Below are 20,268 nucleotides of genomic sequence, written 5' to 3' on the forward strand. Positions count from 1 at the left end.
GCGATCAGCCGAGGCCGATGGATGCTGCCGCGTCCTGCGTCTTCTTCAGGCTCGCGGGGTCGGCGTCGACCAGGCCGGTGATCTGGTAGATCGCGGTGAGCGCCTTCACGCCCTCCGGGGTGCCCGCGTAGTCCTTCATCGCGTCGGCGATCTTGGTCTGCCAGGTCTTGCTGAGCTTGCTGCTGATCGAGGCGCCGTCGTTCGGGATCTCGTCGGTCAGTGCGAAGACCACGACCTTCTCACCCACATCCGGGGTGTCTTTCTGCACGACGGAGCGCGCATCCCAGTAGCTGGTGCCGACCTCGGCGTCGCCGTTGTAGACGGCGAGCACGCTGGCGTCGTTGGCTGTGACCTGGACGGTCTTGATGTCTTTGTCGACGTCCAGGCCGGCCTTCTTCATCGCCGCGACGGGGAAGATGTAGCCGGCAGGGGATGCGGCCTGGAGCAGCGAGACCGTCGCGCCCTTGATCTTGGTGATGCTGTCGAGCCCGGCAGGACCGGTGCCCTTCTCTGTGCCGTTGCAGTACAGCATCCCGTTCGCTCCCTTCACCGGGGTGTCTGAGCAGTACTTCTTGGGGTCGTTGGTGAAGAACTGAGCGGCGTAGGAGCTCTTGCCGTTGCGCTGCGTCTGCAGGGCGGGGACGGCACCGTACTTGTCGCAGGCCTGGCTCATCTGGAGGCTCGGGAGCATCCCGATCTGGGCCTGGTTGCTGCCGATCGCCTCGACGGCGGCCTGGTAGTCCTGCGTGATGACGCCCTTCACCGGGATGCCGAGACGCGAGGTGAGCGCCTCTTCGAGCGGCTTGACCGTCTCGACCAGCTTGGCCGCGTCGCCGGAGGGGACGAGGGCGAGGGTGAGAGAGGTGGGCGCCTTGGCCGAGTCGTCCGAGGTGCCCGTGCAGGCGGCGGGAGCTGCCGTGCCGGACGCGGTGGAGCCGGATGCGGTCTGCTGCTGCACACCGCATCCACTCAGCGCGAGCGCGGCGAGGATGGCGAGGCCAGAGGCGCTCGCGACAGCGATCTTCCGGATTTTCATGACGTTCCCATTCTGTGCGGAGGTGAGGACTGCGAGTGGTGGGTGGTGCTGATCTGTGGAGAGAGAGGTCAATGGGCCGAGGTGTGAAGGGCGGCGGTGAACCCGGCGGGGTCGGCCGCCCAGCGGCGGATGCCGTCGTACAGGCCGGGGAAGTCCGCCGCCACCAGGTGCGCAGGTCCTGCGCGATGGCCGAAGCGGTCGATGAGGGCGGTGGCGCATCCGGCGGCGAGCGGCTGGGCGAGGTCGTTGCCCCAGATGTCGCCCACGGACAGGAGCTGCGACGGCTCCCTGCCGTCGAGCAGCATCGGAAGGAGGCTGGTCCAGCCGGCGGGTTTGTCCGCGTCGGTGACGATGCGGTCGATCGCGTCGGCCACCCCGATGGCCGCGAGCGTCTCCCGCACCCCGTCGAGCGGCGCGTTCGTCACGAGCACGCGCTCGACGCTTCCCCCCAGGCCGCCGAGGAAGTCGGCGAGCCCGGCCGGCGCGGACACTGCGACGGTTCCCCCGGCGAGCGCCCGCCGGCTGGTCTGGTACGCGCTCTGCAGCAGGCCGTCGCCTGCGTGCCCTGCTGCGAGCGCCGCGACGGCCGCGTAGCCGTCGATGTATGCGGGCGAGCCTGGCTCCCCGTCGAGGAACGCGCCGAGGCGGGCGCGGAGCGACGCATCCAGGTCGGTCTGTCCGGTCGATCCGGCGTCGAGGATTCCAGCGATCACGGCCTCCGCGTACTCCCACACGGGGGCGTCGCCGATGCACACGGTCCCGTCGAAGTCGAGGACGATGGTCGGTCTGCTGGGGGTCTGGCGGTCGTTCACGAGTGCAGCTTATGCGCTCATGAACGCTCTGTTCATACTTTTCTCTGTCATGAAACAAGTGTTCACAACGCGTTAACCTCTGGCGATACGCTGACCCCATGGCCAAAGCGCACGACTTCTTCATCCTCGGCGACCACGAGAACGGCAGGCGCATCGTCGCGACCGCGCTCCAGAGCGAAGGGTTCGCCGTCACGGCGACCCCGGCGGGCGGTCTGCTCGCCAAGCGCGGGAGCACCGCCATGACCGTGCTCCTCGGCGGTCTGGCCGGCAACAGCTTCCAGCAGACCTTCCTCGTGGACTTCATGGTCGATCAGCACGGACGGCTCGTCGCGCGCCTCAACAGGAACATGGCGGGAGGCGCGCTCAAGGGCGGAGCCATCGGAGCGGCCAAGACCGACAGCGCCTTCCAGCAGACCGCGAACGCCATCGCCGCCACCCTGCACGGAGCAGGCGCTCTCTCCGATAGCGTCGCGCAGCTCTGAGCCGCCCGGCTCTGAGCCGCGCACCTCTGAGCCGCCCTGCCCTGAGCCGCCCGGCTCCGCGCATCCCGGCCGAATTGGACGATAACGGGGTATACAGGGAGGCATGAGCTCCACCACTCCGGACGCGATCGTCATCGGCTCGGGCCCCAACGGGCTGTCGGCCGCTGTCACCCTCGCCCGCGCAGGGCTCTCCGTGCGCGTCTACGAGCGCAACGCGACCGTCGGAGGCGGCACCCGCACAGAAGAGGTGACGCTGCCCGGGTTCCGGCACGACATCTGCTCGGCCGTGCATCCGCTCGCTTTCGCCTCCGGGTTCTTCCAGCGGTTCGGCATCGAGCAGCGAGTGCCGTTCGTCGTCCCCACCGCGTCGTACGCGCATCCCCTGGACGGCGGGAGGGCGGCGATAGCGTACCGCGACCTCGACCGCACGGCCGACGCGCTGGGCGTCGACGGGCCCGCGTGGCTCCGGACGCTCGGGCCGCTCGTGCGAAACGCGGATGCCGTCGCCCAGTTCACCGGCTCGCAGCTCTTCCAGGTGCCGCGGCACCCGCTCGTCGCCGCGCGGCTCGGCGCGACCATGCTGGCCCAGGGCGGCCCGTGGTGGGATGCGTTCTTCCGCACGGACGCACCAGGCGCCATGCTCACCGGAGTGTTCGCGCACTCCACCCTCGCCCTGCCGAGCATCGCCGGGGCCGCGGCCGGACTGACGCTCGCGACATACGCGCACGCCCGCGGCTGGCCGATCCCGGTCGGCGGGAGCCAGGCCATCGCCGACGCGATGGTGGCCGACATCGTCGCGCACGGTGGAGAAGTTGTCACCGGAACGGAGATCACTTCGCTCGCCGAGCTGCCGGATGCACGCGCCATCCTGTTCGACACCGGCGCGGAGGCCGCCGCCCGCCTCGGCGAGGACAGGCTGCCGCCCTCCTACCTGCGCCGCATCTCCGCCTTCCGGAACGGGAACGGGGTGGCCAAGGTCGACTTCGCCCTCTCCGGCCCGGTTCCGTGGTCGAACCCGGAAGTGCTGGAGTCTGCCACCGTGCACCTCGGCGGCACCCGTGCGGCCGTCGCCCGCTCCGAGCGCGAGGTCGCCGCCGGACGCCACAGCGACGACCCGTACGTGCTCGTCTCCCAGCCGTCGCTGTTCGACCGCACCAGGGCTCCGGCGGGCACGCATGTGCTGTGGGCGTACACGCACGTGCCGGCGGGCTCCCCCGTCGACCAGACGGAGGCGATCACGCGGCAGATCGAACGCTTCGCGCCCGGCTTCCGGGATGTGGTGCTCGCGAGCACCCACAAGACGGCCGTGGAGATGGCCGCGTACAACCCCAACTATGTCGGCGGCGACATCTCGGCGGGGGCGCCGAGCCTCCGCCAGCTCATCGCGCGCCCCGTGGCGTCCGCCGACCCGTGGCGGATGCCCGGCCGCGGCCTGTACCTCGCCTCCGCCTCCGCCGCGCCGGGCCCGGGAGTGCACGGGCTCGTCGGCTACTACGCGGCGCGCAGCGCGCTGCGGCACGAGTTCGGGATGCGCGTGATGCCGTCGCTCGCACCGGACGCGTCCGTCATCCCCGGCGCAGGCGCGCATCCATCCATCGACCCGGCCGAGGCGTCGCTGCGCCCCGACGGCCTCCCGGAGCAGTGACCGCATGTCTGTGACCGTCCGCGAACTGGAGTGCACGCCCGAGCAGGTCTTCGTCGCCCTCGCGGACCCATGGGTGTACCCGACCTGGGTGGTCGGGGCGTCGCGGCTGCGAGCCGCAGACCCTGGCTACCCCCGTCCAGGCTCCAAGCTGCACCACTCCATCGGCGTCTGGCCGTTCGTGCTCGACGACGAGACCGTGGTCGACACCTGGGATCCGCCGCGGCGGATGGTGCTCGACGCGAAGACCCGCCCGGTCGGCAAGGAGCGCGTCATCGTCGACGTGAAGCCCCGCGGCGCCGGATGCGTGGTGCGGATGGAGGAGTACCCCGTCAGCGGCCCCGCCCGCCTCATCCCGAAGCCGATCGCCGACATCATCCTGCACATCCGCAACGTGGAGACCCTGCGCCGTCTCGAGCACGTCGCCCGGGGCCGCGCCGCCGAATAGTCGAGCCGGGACTTGTGCACGCGACACGCCGTCCAGCGTCGGCGTGTCGTGTGCACAGGTCCCGGCTCGATTGCTGCGGTGGACGGCGGGGCGGCGTACCCTCGGTGGCATGTGCAGGAACATCCACACTCTCCACAATTTCGAGCCGGCGGCGACGAGCGACGAAGTGCACGCGGCGGCGCTCCAGTACGTGCGCAAGATCAGCGGAACGACGAAGCCGTCCAAGGCCAACGCCGAGGCGTTCGACCGGGCGGTCGCCGAGATCGCCCACCTCACGCAGCACCTCCTCGAAGACCTGGTCACCACCGCACCGCCCAAGAACCGCGAGGAAGAGGCGGCGAAGGCGAAGGAGCGATCGGCGCGGCGGTTCGCTGCGGCATAGCGCCGTCCGGCGCGACCTGGCGAACGCGCCGGGCGTGAAACATCCTCGCAACGACCGCTCGCTACGATCGTCGCCATGCACACCGCCATCGCCGCAGAGCCGCCGCGCAACCCCGACGTCGAGGAGCTGCTGCGCCTCGGCGACGAGTTCACCTTCGCGCTCTACCCGGCTGAGAGCTGCTACCTGCTGGATGTGTCCGAGCTGGAGATGCCCGGCGTGACGGTTTTCGTCGGCCGCGACGAGTCCGGTCGCGCCCTCGGCATGGCGGCCCTCGTCACCAAGGCGGACGGCTCTGCCGAGGTCAAACGGATGTTCGTGCACGAGGATGCGCGGGGCCGCGGCCTCGCGTCCTCCCTGCTCGGCGCGGTGGAAGCCCAGGCTTCGGCGTCCGGCGTCGCCACGCTGCAGCTCGAGACGGGCCCGCTGCAGCACGCGGCCATGGCGCTGTACGAGCGCAACGGATATGCGCGCATCCCGAACTTCGGGCCATACATCGGCGACCCGCACTCGGTCTGTTACGCGAAGAGGCTCGCCGAGACCGGCGCTCTCTAGCGTCGGCGGCGCGCGAGCCACTAACCTGACGCCATCGGCGGAAAGGGCCAGCGATGAGCGACGACACGAGTGCAGCCAGGCCATCCGGCGAAGCGGCGGAGCCAGTGGATGCGGTCCCCGCGGCCCCCACGACCCCAGCGGCCCCTGCGGCCCCAGCCCCGTCCACCAGCGGCCGCGCCTGGCTGATCGCCGGACTCGCCACCGCTGCCGCCCTCATCCTGATCGCGGGCGGCTTCATCGCCGGCACGATCACCACCGTTGCTCTGTCGGCCGGTTCCAGCGGAGCCTGTAACGCCGTCAACGTCGCCGACCGGGTGCTGCCGAGCATCGTCACCATCAACGTCGTCGGCCGAACGGGGACAGGCAGCGGCAGCGGCCAGGTCATTAGCAGCGACGGCTACATCCTGACCAACAACCACGTGATCTCCCCCGCGGCATCGGGCGGCACCCTCTCCGTGCGGTTCAGCGACGGCCACACCGCGGACGCCACCCTCACCGGCCGCGACCCGAAGACCGACCTCGCCGTCATCAAAGTGTCCAACGAGAAGTCGCTGTCGGTGATCGACGTCGGAGACTCGCACTCCCTCGTCGTCGGCGAACCGGTCGTCGCCCTCGGCGCCCCGCTGGGCCTGTCGAGCACCGTCACCGCCGGCATCGTGAGCGCGCTCGGCCGCACCGTCCCCGTCCCGAGCGACGATGACCGCAACGCGATCCTCGTCGGAGCCATTCAGACCGACGCCTCGATCAACCCCGGAAACTCCGGCGGCGCGCTCGTCGACTGCAGCGGCCGCCTGGTCGGAGTGAACACGGCCATCGCGACCGTCCCCGGAGACAACGGCCAGCGCAGCACGGGCAGCGTCGGCATCGGGTTCGCCGTCCCCCAGGCGATGGCCATGCCGATCGCGCACGAGCTCATCGACACCGGCACCGTCAGCTACCCGACGGCGGGGGTGGATGCGGTCCCCATCCCGCACGCGGTCGCCCAGCACTACGGAGTGAGCGACGGCCTGTTCGTCCAGTCGGTCACACGGGGTGGGCCGGCGGCGAGCGCTGGCATCCGGCCGGGCGACATCATCACCGCGATCAACGGGTCGCCGGCGGTCAGCATCGACGTGCTCACCGCCATCCAGGTCACGAGCAAGCCCGGCGACGAGGTGAAGGTCGAGTACGAGCGCGGCGGCCAGCGGCACACCACCACGGTGACCCTGGCCGAGGGGTAGGCCTAGGCGTCAGCTCCCCCGGATGCGCCTGGACAGTTCCGCCGCCGCCGCCGCCACTCGCTCCGCCAGCGCATCCCAACGTTCCTGCGCAATATTCTCCCGCGGGAATGTGACGGCGATCCCGGCCGCTGGCCACCCTGCGTGGTCGCGCACCGGCACAGCGACCGACGCGAATCCGGGCGTCACCTCGCCGTCCTCTGTCGCGTATCCGCGCTCGCGCACCTCGGCCACCACCCGTTTCAGCTCGCCGTAGGTGTGCGGTCCGGAGCCGGTGCGGTCTTCGAACGCCGCCGCATCGGGGTAGAGAGCGCGGAGCTGACCGGCCGGGAGCGTGGCGAGCAGCGCCCGGCCGCTCGCGGTGAGGTGGCTCGGCAGACGGACCCCGACGTCCGTCACCAGCCTGGGTCGCCGCGGTGCCCGCTCCTCCACGATGTAGACCACGTCCCGCCCGTGCAGCACAGCCACGTGACCGGACTCCCCGATGCCGTCGACCAGCGCAGCGAGGATCGGTCTCCCCAGCCTGCTCAGCGGCTCCTGCCGCGAGAACGCCGAGCTGAGCTCGTACGCCGCGACGCCGAGCCCGTACCGCTTCGCCTCCGGGAAGTGCAGCACGAACCCGTGCTCCCCCAGCACCGCCAGCAGGTGGTACACCGTCGACCGTGGCAGCCCCAGTGCCGCCGCCACGTTCGCCGCCGGCACCGGGCCGCGCTGCGCGCTCAGGTACTCCAGTACTCGCAGCGTGTTCTCCGCCGCCGGAACCTTGCTCACCACGCTCCCGCCTCCCTCTCCCCCTCCGGCCCTCCCGCCGAAGCAATCGAGCCGGGACCTCTGTACGCGACACGCCGCGTCGAGCGTGCATAAGTCCCGGCTCGATTGCTTCGGCGGGCGCATGTCTGGGATACCGGACGGGGATGAGTCTAGACGCGCGACGCGGAGCGGCGCGAGGGAGTGTGATCGGACCATGGCCACCACCACGCACGCCGTCACCGTCGGCGCCCACCCGCTCAGCGTCGCGGACGTCGTCGCCGTCGCCCGCCACGACGCCCTCATCGAACTCGACAGGGCTTCGCTCGACCAGGTCGAGGCATCCCGCGCGATCGTCGAAGCCCTCGCCGACGACGTCGAGCCGCACTACGGCATCTCCACCGGGTTCGGCGCGCTCGCCACCACGTTCATCCCGAGCGACCGGCGCGCGCAGTTGCAGGCGAGCCTCGTCCGCTCCCACGCGGCCGGCTCCGGTCCGGAGGTCGAGCGCGAGGTCGTCCGCGCACTCATGCTGCTCCGCCTCTCCACCCTGATGACCGGCCGCACCGGCGCCCAGCGCGCGACCGTCGAGACCTACGCCGCCCTGCTCAACGCGGACGTCACCCCTGTGGTGCGCGAGTACGGCTCGCTCGGCTGCTCCGGAGACCTCGCCCCGCTCGCCCACTGCGCCCTCGCGGCGATGGGCGAGGGCGAGGTGCGGGTCGGCGGCGAACTGGTCGACGCATCCACAGCTCTGGCTGCGGCCGGCATCGCCCCGGTCGTCCTCGCCGAGAAGGAGGGCCTCGCGCTCATCAACGGCACCGATGGGATGCTCGGGATGCTCGCCATCGCCATCCACGACCTCGCCGCCCTGCTGAGCACGGCCGACATCGCCGCGGCCATGAGCGTCGAGGCCCTCCTCGGCACCGACGCGGTGTTCGCCGACGACCTGCAGCGGCTGCGCCCGCAGCACGGCCAGGCCGTCGCCGCCGCCAACCTGCGCACGATGCTCGCCGGGTCCCCGATCGTCGCGAGCCACAAGGGCCCGGAGTGCACCCGCGTTCAGGACGCGTACTCGCTGCGCTGCGCCCCGCAGGTGCACGGCGGCGCACGCGACACGCTCGCGCACGCGACCATCGTCGCCGAGCGCGAACTCGCCTCCGCCATCGACAACCCCGTGCTCACTCTCGACGGACGGGTGGAGTCGAACGGCAACTTCCACGGCGCCCCCGTGGCGTACGTGCTCGACTTCCTCGCGATCGTGGCCGCCGATGTCGCCAGCATGTCCGAGCGCCGCACCGACCGGTTCCTCGACCCTGCCCGCAACCAGGGGCTCACCCCGTTCCTGGCGCACGAGGTCGGCGTCGACTCCGGTCTGATGATCGCGCAGTACACGGCTGCCGGCATCGTCTCCGAGCTCAAACGGCTCGCCGGTCCAGCCTCTGTCGATTCCATCCCGTCGTCGGCCATGCAGGAGGACCACGTCTCGATGGGCTGGGCCGCCGCCCGCAAGCTCCGCCGCTCGGTCGACGGGCTCGGCCGGGTGCTCGCCATCGAGGTCATGACCGCTGCGCGCGGGGCGGACCTGCGCGCGCCGTTACAGCCGGGAGCGGCGACCGGCGCCGTCATCGCCGAGGTGCGCTCTGTGGTCGCAGGTCCCGGATCGGATCGCTACCTGTCCCCCGAGATCGAGGCCGTGGTCGCGCTCGTGCAGTCGGGCCGCGTGCTCGCCGCCGCAGAACGCGTGACCGGACCGCTCGGCTGACCGCGGCCACCTATTCACTCACCGAAGAGGAGAACACCACATGCAGGGAGCACGAGAGGTCCGCGCCCCGCGCGGCACCACCATCAGCGCGAAGAGCTGGCAGACCGAGGCACCGCTCCGGATGCTCATGAACAACCTCGACCCCGACGTCGCCGAGCGTCCCGACGACCTCGTGGTCTACGGCGGCACCGGCCGCGCCGCCCGGAGCTGGGAGGCGTTCGACGCGATCGTCCGCACCCTGCGCGACCTCGAACCGGACGAGACGCTGCTGGTGCAGTCCGGCAAACCGGTCGGCGTGTTCCGCACGCACGAGTGGGCGCCGCGGGTGCTCATCGCCAACTCGAACCTCGTGGGCGACTGGGCCACCTGGCCGGAGTTCCGCCGCCTCGAAGCGCTCGGGCTCACCATGTACGGCCAGATGACAGCGGGGTCGTGGATCTACATCGGCACCCAGGGCATCCTCCAGGGCACATACGAAACCTTCGCGGCCGTCGCGGCCAAGCGGTTCGGCGGCACCCTCGCCGGAACGATCACCCTCACCGGCGGCGCCGGCGGCATGGGCGGAGCGCAGCCGCTCGCGGTCACCATGAACGAGGGCGTGGTGCTCATCGTTGACGTCGACCAGACCAGGCTGCAGCGCCGCATCGACCACGGCTACCTCGACGAGCTCGCCGACGACCTGGACGACGCTGTCCGCAGGGTGCTCGCCGCCAAGGAGGCGCGCATCCCGCTGTCGGTCGGCCTCGTCGGGAACGCGGCGACGGTCTTCCCCGAACTGCTGGCCCGCGGAGTACCGATCGACGTGGTCACCGACCAGACCAGCGCACACGACCCGCTCAGCTACCTGCCGGAGGGCTGCTCGGTGGCGGAGTGGCACAATGCGGCCGCCGCCGACCCCGAGGCCTTCACCGCCGCATCCCGTGCGTCGATGGCGAAGCACGTCGAGGCGATGGTGGGATTCCAGGATGCGGGCGCCGAGGTGTTCGACTACGGCAACTCCCTCCGCGCAGAGGCCGAGCTGGGGGGCTACGAGCGCGCGTTCGACTTCCCCGGTTTCGTGCCCGCATACATCCGGCCGCTGTTCGCCGAGGGCAAAGGACCGTTCCGCTGGGCAGCACTGTCCGGCGACCCGGCCGACATCGCGGCGACCGACCGCGCCATCCTGGAGCTGTTCCCGGAGGACGAACACCTGCGCCGCTGGATCACCCAGGCGCGCGAGAAGGTGCACTTCGAGGGTCTTCCCGCCCGCATCTGCTGGCTCGGATACAAGGAGCGCCACCTCGCAGGGCTGAAGTTCAACGAGATGGTCGCCAGCGGCGAACTCTCCGCCCCGATCGCCATCGGCCGCGACCACCTCGACTCCGGCTCTGTCGCGTCGCCGTACCGCGAGACCGAGTCGATGGCGGACGGTTCCGACGCGATCGCCGACTGGCCCCTCCTGAACGCCCTGCTGAACACGGCGTCCGGCGCCACCTGGGTGTCCATCCACCACGGGGGCGGCGTCGGAATCGGCCGCTCCATCCACGCGGGCCAGGTGATCGTCGCGGACGGCACCCCGCTCGCGGCGGAGAAGATCGAGCGCGTGCTGATCAACGACCCCGGCACCGGCGTGATGCGGCACGTGGATGCGGGCTACGAGCGGGCGGTGGAGGTCGCGGAGGAACGCGGGCTGCGCATCCCGATGCGGGAGGGGTGAGCGTGGACGCGGATCGGGGTCGCGCCGAGCCGACGAGTCAGGCTCCCCTGCTCGTGACCGGGATCGGCGAACTCGTCACCAACGATCCGGCCCGGCCCGGCACGCTCGGGCTGGTGTCGTCGGCGTCGCTGCTCGTCGCGGACGGTCGCGTGCTGTGGTCGGGTGAGGCCTCGGCGCTGCCCGCCGAGCTCGCGGCGACCGCCGCGCTGGCAGAGGTCGTTGATGTTGGAGGCGCGGCGGTCATCCCCGGTTTCGTCGACAGCCACACGCACCTCGTGTTCGGTGGCGACCGCGCGGCGGAGTTCGAGGCACGGATGTCCGGCCAGCCGTATTCCGCCGGCGGCATACGCAGCACCGTCGCTGCGACCAGGGAGGCGACGGATGCGTTTCTCGCCGCCCGCCTGGACGGTTTCGTCGCCGAACTGCACGCCCAGGGCACCACCACCTTCGAGGTGAAAAGCGGCTACGGCCTCACCGTCGACGACGAGGCCAGGCTGCTGCGCCTGGCCTCGCGGGTGACCTCCGAGACCACCTTCCTCGGCGCGCACGTCGTCCCCGCCGAGTACGCCGGCGACCCGGACGCCTACGTCGACCTCGTGGTCGGCCCAATGCTGGATGCGTGCGCGCCGCACGCCCGCTGGATCGACGTCTTCTGCGAGACCGGCGCCTTCACCCCGGAGCAGTCGCACCGCATCCTCTCGGCCGGTGCGGCACGCGGACTGGGCGTGCGCGTCCATGCCAGCCAGCTCGCGCCCGGCCTCGGCATCGCCCTCGCCGTGTCGCTGGACGCCGCGAGCGTCGACCACTGCACCTACCTCACCGACGACGACGTCTCCCGCCTCGCCGCCTCCGACACGGTCGCCACGCTGCTCCCCGGCGTCGAGTTCTCCACCCGCCAGCCATATCCGGATGCGCGCCGCCTCCTCGATGCAGGGGCCACCGTCGCCCTCGCGAGCGACTGCAACCCCGGCTCCTCGTTCACCTCGTCGATGCCGTTCTGCATCGCGGTCGCCGTGCGCGACATGGGCATGACGCCCGCCGAAGCGGTCTGGTCTGCGACGGCGGGCGGGGCGGCGGCGCTGCGGCGGACCGACGTGGGGCACCTCGCGCCGGGGGCGCTGGCCGACTTCGCCGTGCTGCGAGCGCCGGGATACGTGCACCTCGCATACCGCCCGGGCGTGCCGCTGGTGGATGCGGTCTACCGCGACGGCGCGCGCGTGAGCCCGCCGCGCGCGTGAGCCCGGCGCGCTGGCGGGCGCCCGCCGCGACTAAGACAGGAGCGCCACCACGACACGCCGCCGCGATCTCCTTCCGAACGGAGTTCGCGCGCGAACCCAGAGAATTCTCCTGCCGAGCGAGCCCGCGAGCGGCCACCCGCGTCAGCCGCGGGCGGCGAGTCCCGCCGCCACCTCCAGCACCAGAAGTGCCGCGAGCCGCACCGTGCGTCCGTCGGCGACGTCGGCCGTCGCATCCACTTCGGCGATGTCGACCGATCGCACCGCCTCATCCGCGCCGGCCAGCCGCGCGAAACGGCGGAGCTCCCACGCGGCCAGCCCGCCAGGAATCGACGCGGGGCAGCCCGGCGCCACCGACCGGTCGCACACGTCGACGTCCAAGTCCACATGGATCGGCCCGTCTGCCGCGCCTGCGCCTTCGAGCGCTTCGGCCATCACGTCGTCGATCGGACGGTGGTGCAGCGCATCCCGGTGCACGACTGTGATGCCGTACTCCTCCGCCCGCGCCGTGTACGCGCGAGAGTTGGCGAAGTCGGCGATCCCGATCTGCACCACCCTCCGCCCGGCGAGACCGGCCTCCACCAGCCGTCGCACCGGCGACCCGTTCGAGACGCCGTCGCGCAGATCGTGGTGCGCGTCGAGGGTGATGAGCCCGGCAGTCCCCAGGTCGTCGCCCCACGCGCCGAGCGCCGCGGGAACGGTCAGCGCGTTGTCGCCGCCGACCGCCACGGTCACCCGCGAGCGGGCGACCCCATCCGCCATCGCCGCGATCGCGCGCGCCTCGCCTTCCGGCCCGTCCGGCTCGCGCACGTCTCCGGCGTCCGCACAGACCAGCCGTTCCGTCTCCAGGCCCTGCGCGAACGTCGAGTAATACCGCAGCGCCGAACGCACCGCCTCGGGAGTCGCGCCGGCTCCGGTCGCCGACAGCGAGGTGCGCCAGGTCGGGATGCCCAGAAGGGCCAGGTCGACGTCAGCGTCTGCAGGGAGCTCGGCGATCGACGGCCAGCTTCCCGCGCGCGGCCACAGCGGATCGACGGACAACGCACGAGTGCTCATACCGCGACCGTAGCAACTGCACCGGATGCGCGGCACCCGTAGCGGCGTTCGCCGTCTGGGATCGCGGACGGTTGCCGCACGCGCCCACATCGCATCGCGTCACCGCGCGCGCGTACCGCGCCCCGGCTCCCGCACCCTTCCCACCGGCGCAGCCCCGTCCTCCACGTCACGTCCCCACATCCGAACCCCACCGCGACTCACTCCACCGCCCGCGCGTATCGCGCCCCCAGCTCCCGCACCCGATGCACCAGCTCGGCCGGCGCCGTCACCCGGAAATCCAACCCCAGCATCCCGATATACACCGCGATGATCTCCACGCTGTCGCCGCCCGTGACCAGCACGCAGGTCGTGTCGTCGACCGGCTCCACCACCCCGACCGCCGCGTTGATGCGCGAGACCACCTCCTCCGCCGAGGCGAAGACCAGGATGCGCGCGTGGATCGCCCAGCCCGTCGACGACACCGTCCTCAGCACGAAGCTCGAGTAATCCTCGCCATCGAGAGGGCGCGGCTCGAACGGGCGGCGCGTCGGCATCCGGAGCGTCAGCCAGTCGACGCGGTGCGCCGCCCACTCGCCGGAGCGCGCATCCCGTGCCACCAGATACCAGCGGCGCTGCCAGTTGACCAGGCGGTACGGCTCCACGAGCCACTGCTCGCCCTGCTCGTCGAAACGCAGCCAGTGGTGATCGTGGATGGCCGTGGCGATCGCGGACAGCACCTCCGCGTCCACCTCAGGGTCCTCGACGTTGCTTCCGGTGTTCTCCGGCGCCTTCGACACCGTCTCCGACACCGCAGCGACCGTGATGCGCAGGCGATTCGGCAGCACCTGCTCCAGTTTGCGGAGCGCCCGGGCCGTGCTCTCCTCGACGCCGCTGATGCCGGTCGCCGCGCGCAGCCCGATGGTCACCGCGACCGCCTCCTCGTCGTCGAGAAGCAGTGGCGGCATCGTGCCGCCGGAGCCGAGGCGGTAGTGACCGGCGGGGCCGCGCACCGCATCCACCGGGTAGCCGAGTTCGCGCAGCCGCTCCACGTCGTTGCGGATCGTGCGCGCGCTCACGTCGAGGCGGGCGGCGAGCTCGGTCGCCGTCCACGCCGGACGAACCTGCAACAGGCTCAGGATGCGCAGCATCCGGGATGCGGTGTCTGCCATGCCGAAGATCATCGCACAAAGCGGAATCATGCGTTCCTATTACGTTTCTACAGTAAGGCTATGACAACCCAGACGAACCCCAGCACCACCGCCGCGGCAACGTCCGCCGTCTCCGACTCCTCGTCGACCTCCGCAGCCTCCATCGCCGCCGCCTCCGCCTCCGCCTCCGATGCCGCCGCCACCGCCACCGCCGCCTCCGCCTCCGCAGCCGATGCCGCCATCACCCCGTTCCGCGTCGCCGTCTCCGACGCCGATCTCGCGGACCTACGCGAGCGCCTCGACCGCACCCGGCTGCCCCTGCCGGTGCCCGACGAGGACGATTGGCAGTACGGCGTGCCGAACTCCTACCTGCGCGAGGTCGCCGAGGCGTGGAAGTCGTTCGACTGGCGCGCGCAGGAGGAACGGATCAACGCCTTCCCCGGCTACCTCACGGAGGTCGGCGGCCAGCGCATCCACTTCCTGCACGTCCGGTCGGCGGAGGCCGACGCTACGCCCCTGCTCCTGGTGCACAGCTACCCGGGCAGTTTCGTGGACTTCCTCGACCTGATCGGGCCGCTCGTCGACCCTGTCGCCCACGGCGGGCGCGCCGAGGACGCGTTCGATGTCGTCGTCCCGTCCCTGCCAGGGTTCGGGTTCAGCACGCCGGTGGTCGAGCGCGGCTGGACGATGGCGCGCGTCGCCCGCACGTTCGACACCCTGATGCACCGGCTCGGCTACGACGAGTACATCTCCCACGGCAGCGACGGGGGGGCGATGGTCGCCCGCGAGCTCGGCCTTGCGGCACCGGATGGGTATCTCGGCTCGCACGTGCTGCAGTTGTTCTCCTTCCCGTCCGGCGACCCGGCCGAGTTCGAGAAGCTGGAGCCGAAGGACTACGCCGCGCTCGAGCATATGAAGTGGTTCCAGTCGGTCGGCGGCTACAACGCCATCAACTCCAGCCGCCCGCAGACCGTCGCGGTCGGCATCTCCGACTCGCCGATCGGGCAGTTCGCGTGGAACGAACTGTTCCAGTCGTTCGGCAACGGGACGAGCCTGGTGACCACCGAGCAGATCCTCACCGAGGCGTCGCTCGAGTGGTTCACGAACACGTCGGCGACGATGGGCCGCTACCACTACGAGGAAGCCCACGCCGGCGCCGAGCCGGCGGTGAATCACTCCCCGATCGGCGTCGCCGTCTTCTCCGACGACTTCAGATCCATCCGCACGTTCGCGGAGCGGGACAACGACACCATCGTGCACTGGTCCGAGTTCGACGGGGGCGGCCACTACGCCGCCCTGGAGCGTCCCGAGGTCCTGGCCGCCGACATCCGTCAGTTCTCCACAACCCTCCGCGCCCGCTGACGCACGAGATGCCAGTAACTGCGCCGCCGTCTTGGCGGGGCGCGACAGTTACTGGCATCTCGTCGTCCGGCGCGCTAGCGCTGCTGGCCGCCTGCCGGGGCGGTCCAGACGGGCGGCTCGGCCGCCGTGCCGTTGCCGGGAGCGGCCGGTCCATCGGTCGCGGGCCCGCGGCCGTCACCGGGGCCGCCGCTGCCGCCATCTCCGCCGCTGCCGCCGCTTCCGCCGGCACCGCCCACACCGTCGCCGCCGCCGTCAGGGCCGCCCGCCGCCGCCCGCTTCGCGGCGCGCTTGGCTGCCCTGCGGTCGCGTGCACCCTCGACGAGGTTGTACAGCGTCGGGAGCACGATGAGCGTCAGCAGCGTCGACGACACCAGGCCGCCGATGACCACGATGGCGAGGGGCTGCGAGATGAAGCCGCCGTGGCCGGTGAGTCCGATCGCCATCGGCGTCAGCGCCGCGATGGTCGCGAGCGCCGTCATCAGGATCGGGCGCAGACGGCGGGACGCACCGTGGGCGACCGCCTCCGGCACGGACATCCCGCGTCGCCGGTACTGGTTGACGAGGTCGATGAGGACGATCGCGTTCGTCACCACGATGCCGATCAGCATCAGCACACCGATCAGGGATGCGACTCCGAGCGGGATGCCCGAGATGATCTGCAGTGCGATGGCGCCGGTCGCTGCGAACGGCACGGAGACCAGGAGCAACAGCGGCTGGCGCAGCGACCGGAACGTCGCCACCATCACGATGTAGACGATCAGGATGGCCGCAAGCAGGGCGATACCGAGCTGCGAGAACGCGTCGGACTGGCTGGACGAGACCCCGCCGATCTTCGCGGTCGAGCCCGCGGGAAGCTTCGCATCCTTGAGGGCGGTGGTCACGGCCGTGTTCGCCGTGCCGAGGTTGTCGGACGCCGGGGTCGCCGTGACCGTCGAGGTGCGCAGACCGCGCTCGGTCGTGACCGTGGACGGCCCGTTGGTCTCCTGGACCGTCGCGAGCGTGCTCAGCGCGACAGGTCCGGTGACCGTCGGGATCTGCAGCTCGGACAACTGGGCGACCGTGGTCGGCGGGTTGTCGCTCTGGATGTAGATGTTGAGCGTGGAGTTGTCGAGCGCGATGGACCCGGCCTGCGTCGGCTGCATCGCCTGCGAGACGATCCCGCCGACCGCGACCTCGCTGAGCCCTGCCGCCGCAGCCTTCGCGCGGTCGACGTTCACCGCGACGTACGGCAGCGATGCGCTCACGTTGTCGGTGACCTGCTTGACCGCATCCTGCTTCTTGACCTCGGCGACGACCGAGTCGGTGGCCTTCTGCAGGTCTTCGTTGCTGGTGGCCGTGATGTCGATCTCGATGTCGCTCGAACCGCCGAAGCCGCTCTGCGCCGAGACCGTGATCTCACCCTGGTCTGTGATCGCGGCGAGCTCGTCCTCGATCGTGCTCTTGAGGGCGTCCTGGTCCGCATCCGGATCGGTGGTGACCGAGAACGTGGTGTTGCCGCCGCCCCCGGTGAACGCGGCCTGCAGGGATGCGCCGCTCGACCCGATGGAGACCTGGACCGTCTTGACGCCCTTGGTGTCGATGAGCTTCTGCTCGACGACCTTGGATGCGTCGTCCTTGGCCTGCAACGAGGCTCCTGGCGCGAGGGTCTGCGTGATCGAGAGCGTGTTCTGACCCGTGGACCCGAGGAAGTTGGTCTTCATCAGCGGGGTCAGCGCCAGGGTGCCGACCAGCACGACGACCGCGATGAGCACGGTGGCGACCGAGTGCCGCAGCGTCCAGTGGATGATCGGCAGGTAGCCGCGCTGCAGCCGCGACGGATGCTCCAGCTCGTCCTCGCCCGCGGCCATCGCCTCCTCGATGGAGAGGTGCGACGCGTCGGAGGCCTCTGCCCCTCCCTCGTGCTTGCGCGCCTTCGGAGGGCGGAGGAACCAGTACGCCAGCACCGGCACGATCGTCAGTGAGACGAGCAGCGACGAGAGCAGTGCGATGGTCACGGTCAGGGCGAACGGCCGGAACAGCTCGCCTGTCACGTCGCCGACGAACGCGAGCGGCAGGAACACGGCGACCGTGGTGATGGTGGATGCGGTGATCGCGCCCGCCACCTCGCGCACGGCCTTGACGATGGTCGCCGCCCTGTCGACACCGGCCACGAGTTGTCGCTTGATGTTCTCGATGACGACGATGGAGTCGTCGACCACACGACCGATCGCGATGGTGAGCGCGCCGAGCGTGATGATGTTGAGCGTGTAGCCCGTCGCCCACATCACGATGAACGTGATGAGCACGCTGGTCGGGATGGAGATGGCGGTGACCAGGGTCGACCGGATCGACAGCAGGAACACCAGGATGACGATGACCGCCATCAGGAGGCCGAGCAGGCCCTCCTCGGTGAGCGAGTTGATCGACTGGGTGATGAACGGGGCCTGATCGAACACGACCGTGACTTTCGCGCCGTCGCCGAGCTTGGTCTGGATGCTGTCGATGAGGTCGCTGACGCCGTGCGAGACCTCGACCGTGTTGGCGGAGGGCAGCTTGGTGACCGCGATGGTCAGCGCCGGCTTTCCGTCGACGCGGGAGATCGACGTGGTGGGGTCGTCGGTCTTCTGAACGGTCGCGACGTCGCCGATGGTCGGCGGAGTGGCCGCTGCTGCTGCGGCGGCTGCTGCCGCGGCGCCGGTCGCGCCAGCGCCAGCGCCCGATGCGCCACCCGACGCCCCTGCACCGGCACCCGCCCCTGCACCGGCACCCGCACCCGCACCCGACGCGGAGGCGGAGGCGGACCGGAGGAGCGGCAGCGCCGTGATGTCGTCGAGCGACGTCAGCTTCTTGCCGGACTGCACCGAGAGCGTTTTGCCGTCCTCGGTGATCGACCCGCCGGGAACGAGCACGCCGTTCTGCTGCAGCGCGTCCTTGATCGACTGCGTGGTGACCCCGGCCGCCGCGAGCTTGGCCGTGTCTGGCGTGATGGTGACGCGCTGGCCGACCTCGCCGACGAGCTGGGCGTCGTTGACGCCGGAGACGTCCTTGATGTCGGGGAGGACCAGCTTGGTGATGTTGTCCGCGAGCGTGCGGGAGTCCTGGTTGCTGGTGACCGCGAGCTGGATGACAGGGAAGTCGTCGATGCTGCCGGAGAACACCTGCGGGTCGACCGAGCTCGGCAGGGTGGACTTGATGCGGTTGATCGCCTGGTCGATCTTCTGCTCCGCCGTGGCGAGGTCTGTGCCGTAGGTGAACTTGGCGGTGATGATCGACTGGTTGGTGCTGCTCACCGCCGACGTGCTCTCGAGGTCGGGCACGCCCTGGATGGCGTTCTCGACCGGCGTGCTCACGTCGTTGTTGACCACCTCGGGCGATGCGCCGGGGTAGCTCGTGATGACGGCGAGCTGCGGGAACGAGATGGTGGGCGCGAGCTCCTGCTTGAGGTTCGTCAGCGCCAGGCCACCGAACACCGCGGCCACGATCGTGACGAGCGCGATGAGCGCGCGGTTCTTCATACTCAGGACGGCGAGAAAGTGCACAGGCTTTTCCCTTGGCAGAAAATGGATGCGGGACTAACGGCACCAGCGCCGCCCGCAAAGTATCTCATTGCAGCCTGTGCAAGTTCCTCATGCCCTGGTACGACTTCGGGGTGGAGATGTACTCCCGCGGGAGGCTGCGACGAGTGGATGCGGTGGGTCACGACGGCTCCCACCCGCGGGACGCGAGCGTGCGGAACAGCAGTCCCACCAGCTTCTTCTCCGCCACCAGGTGCTCGGCGCCGAGCCGGAGGACCAGTTCGCCCTCGCGCTGAAGCGCCGTCGTGCGGGTGAGGTCCCTGCGCCACTGCAGAGGGTCCGTGCGGTGGTGATCGCCCTCGTACTCCACGATGACGCGGTACGGCGCGAACCGGAAGTCCGGTCGTGCCAGGAACCGCCCGTCCGCTGCGTGAAGGTCGACATTGATGTCCGGCCGGGGAAGTCCGGCGTCGGCGAAGATGAGCCGCAACACGCTCTCCGGCGGCGACTCCGCACGCTCGTCGAGCAGGTCGATGGCCCACCTGGCTCTCGCCGCGCCCCGAGCCCTGTGCGGCGGAAGGGCATCGCGCAGGTCGTCCTGCCCGGCGAGCGGTGCTGCACCGCCGATGATGGCGTCGCCGAGCACCACCAACTGCCGGATGGTCGAGGTCGCGGCCAGATCGGCCCACGTGCGCGCCGCCGACGTCACGGGCAAGCCGTGGGCGAAGCGCACCTCGCGCGCCCGGATGGTCAGCGCGTGCGACCGCACGCCGGCGACGCGGGGCGGCCGCGCCGGGTGCGAGACGGTCAGGTGCAGCTCCGGATGCGCATCCATGGCTGGAGCCCGAGTGCCGGGCGAGCACTGGCCCGGCGGCTGCTCGCCGGGGAGGTTGCGCAGGTCGGGCAGCCCGAGGAGGCGGGCGGCCGTCGCGTGAGAGAGGACCGCATCCGGTTCGCGGGCGCACAGCGCGGCGCAGCGCACCACGTAGTCCGCGGTCAGCCGGGACGGGATGCGCGCGCCGCGGAACGGCGCGACGAGCTCGCTGCGCGACAGCCGCGCAGGCTCGACGCCGAGCGCGCGTGCCTCCCGCAGGGAGAAGGGGCGGTGCCGCAACCGGGGGTGGATCATGCCACCCACCATGCACGATTCCGCCGCGGAGCGTCGAAATCTTTCCACAGGCCGTCCGGCCCGCGCACGAGATGCCACTATCTGCG

17 protein-coding genes are annotated in these 20,268 nt (G+C 70.8%); 10 read left to right on the forward strand and 7 right to left on the reverse strand.

Features of this window, described 5'->3' with window-relative positions; genetic code table 11:
• Positions 1-4: 4 nt before the first annotated feature.
• Positions 5-1,036 (reverse strand): phosphate/phosphite/phosphonate ABC transporter substrate-binding protein, encoded by a 1,032-nt coding sequence (gene phnD / locus ACYVGI_RS03120; protein ID WP_460631189.1) that lies wholly within the window; start codon positions 1,034-1,036, stop codon positions 5-7.
• Between the two features lie 68 nt (positions 1,037-1,104).
• Positions 1,105-1,848, reverse strand: coding sequence for an HAD family hydrolase (locus tag ACYVGI_RS03125; protein WP_460631190.1), 744 nt, complete (start codon positions 1,846-1,848; stop codon positions 1,105-1,107).
• 98 nt (positions 1,849-1,946) lie between these two features.
• Here ACYVGI_RS03125 and ACYVGI_RS03130 point away from each other — a divergent pair, with 98 nt between their 5' ends.
• From ACYVGI_RS03130 to ACYVGI_RS03155, 6 genes are all read left to right on the forward strand, one after another.
• On the forward strand, positions 1,947-2,330 hold the full coding sequence (locus ACYVGI_RS03130; RefSeq protein ID WP_460631191.1) for a hypothetical protein: 384 nt from the start codon (positions 1,947-1,949) through the stop codon (positions 2,328-2,330).
• Positions 2,331-2,433: 103 nt separating this feature from the next.
• Positions 2,434-3,975: a phytoene desaturase family protein gene (locus tag ACYVGI_RS03135; RefSeq protein WP_460631192.1), complete on the forward strand. Its 1,542-nt coding sequence runs from the start codon at positions 2,434-2,436 to the stop codon at positions 3,973-3,975.
• 4 nt (positions 3,976-3,979) lie between these two features.
• Positions 3,980-4,420, forward strand: coding sequence for an SRPBCC family protein (locus tag ACYVGI_RS03140; protein ID WP_460631193.1), 441 nt, complete (start codon positions 3,980-3,982; stop codon positions 4,418-4,420).
• Positions 4,421-4,529: 109 nt separating this feature from the next.
• On the forward strand, positions 4,530-4,802 hold the full coding sequence (locus ACYVGI_RS03145) for a DUF2277 domain-containing protein (protein WP_055898457.1): 273 nt from the start codon (positions 4,530-4,532) through the stop codon (positions 4,800-4,802).
• Positions 4,803-4,877: 75 nt separating this feature from the next.
• Entirely contained in the window at positions 4,878-5,354 is a 477-nt protein-coding gene (locus ACYVGI_RS03150) for a GNAT family N-acetyltransferase (RefSeq protein ID WP_460631194.1), read from the forward strand.
• A gap of 53 nt (positions 5,355-5,407) precedes the next feature.
• Positions 5,408-6,574, forward strand: a complete 1,167-nt coding sequence (locus tag ACYVGI_RS03155) for a S1C family serine protease (protein ID WP_460631195.1) — start codon at positions 5,408-5,410, stop codon at positions 6,572-6,574.
• A gap of 9 nt (positions 6,575-6,583) precedes the next feature.
• Here ACYVGI_RS03155 and ACYVGI_RS03160 read toward each other — a convergent pair whose 3' ends face one another.
• A complete protein-coding gene (locus ACYVGI_RS03160) occupies positions 6,584-7,342 on the reverse strand; it encodes an IclR family transcriptional regulator (RefSeq protein ID WP_460631196.1) in 759 nt (252 codons plus the stop codon).
• Positions 7,343-7,535: 193 nt separating this feature from the next.
• Here ACYVGI_RS03160 and hutH point away from each other — a divergent pair, with 193 nt between their 5' ends.
• From hutH to hutI, 3 genes are read left to right on the forward strand one after another with little or no spacing between them, the layout of a single operon-like run.
• Positions 7,536-9,083, forward strand: a complete 1,548-nt coding sequence (gene hutH, locus ACYVGI_RS03165; RefSeq protein WP_460631197.1) for a histidine ammonia-lyase — start codon at positions 7,536-7,538, stop codon at positions 9,081-9,083.
• A 40-nt stretch (positions 9,084-9,123) separates the two neighbouring features.
• Positions 9,124-10,779, forward strand: a complete 1,656-nt coding sequence (gene hutU / locus ACYVGI_RS03170; RefSeq protein ID WP_460631198.1) for a urocanate hydratase — start codon at positions 9,124-9,126, stop codon at positions 10,777-10,779.
• A gap of 2 nt (positions 10,780-10,781) precedes the next feature.
• Positions 10,782-12,017, forward strand: coding sequence for an imidazolonepropionase (gene hutI / locus ACYVGI_RS03175; protein ID WP_460631199.1), 1,236 nt, complete (start codon positions 10,782-10,784; stop codon positions 12,015-12,017).
• A 141-nt stretch (positions 12,018-12,158) separates the two neighbouring features.
• On the opposite strand, the gene ACYVGI_RS03180 is transcribed toward hutI, so the two are convergent.
• On the reverse strand, positions 12,159-13,070 hold the full coding sequence (locus ACYVGI_RS03180) for an arginase family protein (protein ID WP_460631200.1): 912 nt from the start codon (positions 13,068-13,070) through the stop codon (positions 12,159-12,161).
• A 197-nt stretch (positions 13,071-13,267) separates the two neighbouring features.
• Positions 13,268-14,218: a helix-turn-helix transcriptional regulator gene (locus ACYVGI_RS03185; RefSeq protein WP_460631201.1), complete on the reverse strand. Its 951-nt coding sequence runs from the start codon at positions 14,216-14,218 to the stop codon at positions 13,268-13,270.
• A 60-nt stretch (positions 14,219-14,278) separates the two neighbouring features.
• On the opposite strand from ACYVGI_RS03185, the gene ACYVGI_RS03190 reads away from it, so the two are divergent.
• A complete protein-coding gene (locus ACYVGI_RS03190; RefSeq protein WP_460631202.1) occupies positions 14,279-15,559 on the forward strand; it encodes an epoxide hydrolase family protein in 1,281 nt (426 codons plus the stop codon).
• 74 nt (positions 15,560-15,633) lie between these two features.
• Here the strand turns inward: ACYVGI_RS03190 and ACYVGI_RS03195 are convergent, their stop codons facing one another.
• A complete protein-coding gene (locus ACYVGI_RS03195; RefSeq protein ID WP_460631203.1) occupies positions 15,634-19,077 on the reverse strand; it encodes an efflux RND transporter permease subunit in 3,444 nt (1,147 codons plus the stop codon).
• Positions 19,078-19,234: 157 nt separating this feature from the next.
• Positions 19,235-20,182 carry a hypothetical protein gene (locus tag ACYVGI_RS03200; RefSeq protein WP_460631204.1) on the reverse strand — a complete coding sequence of 316 codons (948 nt, stop codon included), beginning with the start codon at positions 20,180-20,182 and terminating at the stop codon, positions 19,235-19,237.
• Positions 20,183-20,268: the final 86 nt, after the last annotated feature.

The organism is Leifsonia lichenia, from assembly GCF_054780215.1.

Bases quoted from the DNA above. Each gene is read 5' to 3' on its own strand.
- phnD (WP_460631189.1), bottom strand. From the start codon at position 1,036: ATGAAAATCCGGAAGATCGCTGTCGCGAGCGCCTCTGGCCTCGCCATC.
- ACYVGI_RS03130 (WP_460631191.1), top strand. From the start codon at position 1,947: ATGGCCAAAGCGCACGACTTCTTCATCCTCGGCGACCACGAGAACGGC.
- ACYVGI_RS03135 (WP_460631192.1), top strand. From the start codon at position 2,434: ATGAGCTCCACCACTCCGGACGCGATCGTCATCGGCTCGGGCCCCAAC.
- ACYVGI_RS03140 (WP_460631193.1), top strand. From the start codon at position 3,980: ATGTCTGTGACCGTCCGCGAACTGGAGTGCACGCCCGAGCAGGTCTTC.
- ACYVGI_RS03145 (WP_055898457.1), top strand. From the start codon at position 4,530: ATGTGCAGGAACATCCACACTCTCCACAATTTCGAGCCGGCGGCGACG.
- ACYVGI_RS03150 (WP_460631194.1), top strand. From the start codon at position 4,878: ATGCACACCGCCATCGCCGCAGAGCCGCCGCGCAACCCCGACGTCGAG.
- ACYVGI_RS03155 (WP_460631195.1), top strand. From the start codon at position 5,408: ATGAGCGACGACACGAGTGCAGCCAGGCCATCCGGCGAAGCGGCGGAG.
- hutH (WP_460631197.1), top strand. From the start codon at position 7,536: ATGGCCACCACCACGCACGCCGTCACCGTCGGCGCCCACCCGCTCAGC.
- hutU (WP_460631198.1), top strand. From the start codon at position 9,124: ATGCAGGGAGCACGAGAGGTCCGCGCCCCGCGCGGCACCACCATCAGC.
- ACYVGI_RS03180 (WP_460631200.1), bottom strand. From the start codon at position 13,070: ATGAGCACTCGTGCGTTGTCCGTCGATCCGCTGTGGCCGCGCGCGGGA.
- ACYVGI_RS03185 (WP_460631201.1), bottom strand. From the start codon at position 14,218: ATGGCAGACACCGCATCCCGGATGCTGCGCATCCTGAGCCTGTTGCAG.
- ACYVGI_RS03190 (WP_460631202.1), top strand. From the start codon at position 14,279: ATGACAACCCAGACGAACCCCAGCACCACCGCCGCGGCAACGTCCGCC.
- ACYVGI_RS03200 (WP_460631204.1), bottom strand. From the start codon at position 20,182: ATGATCCACCCCCGGTTGCGGCACCGCCCCTTCTCCCTGCGGGAGGCA.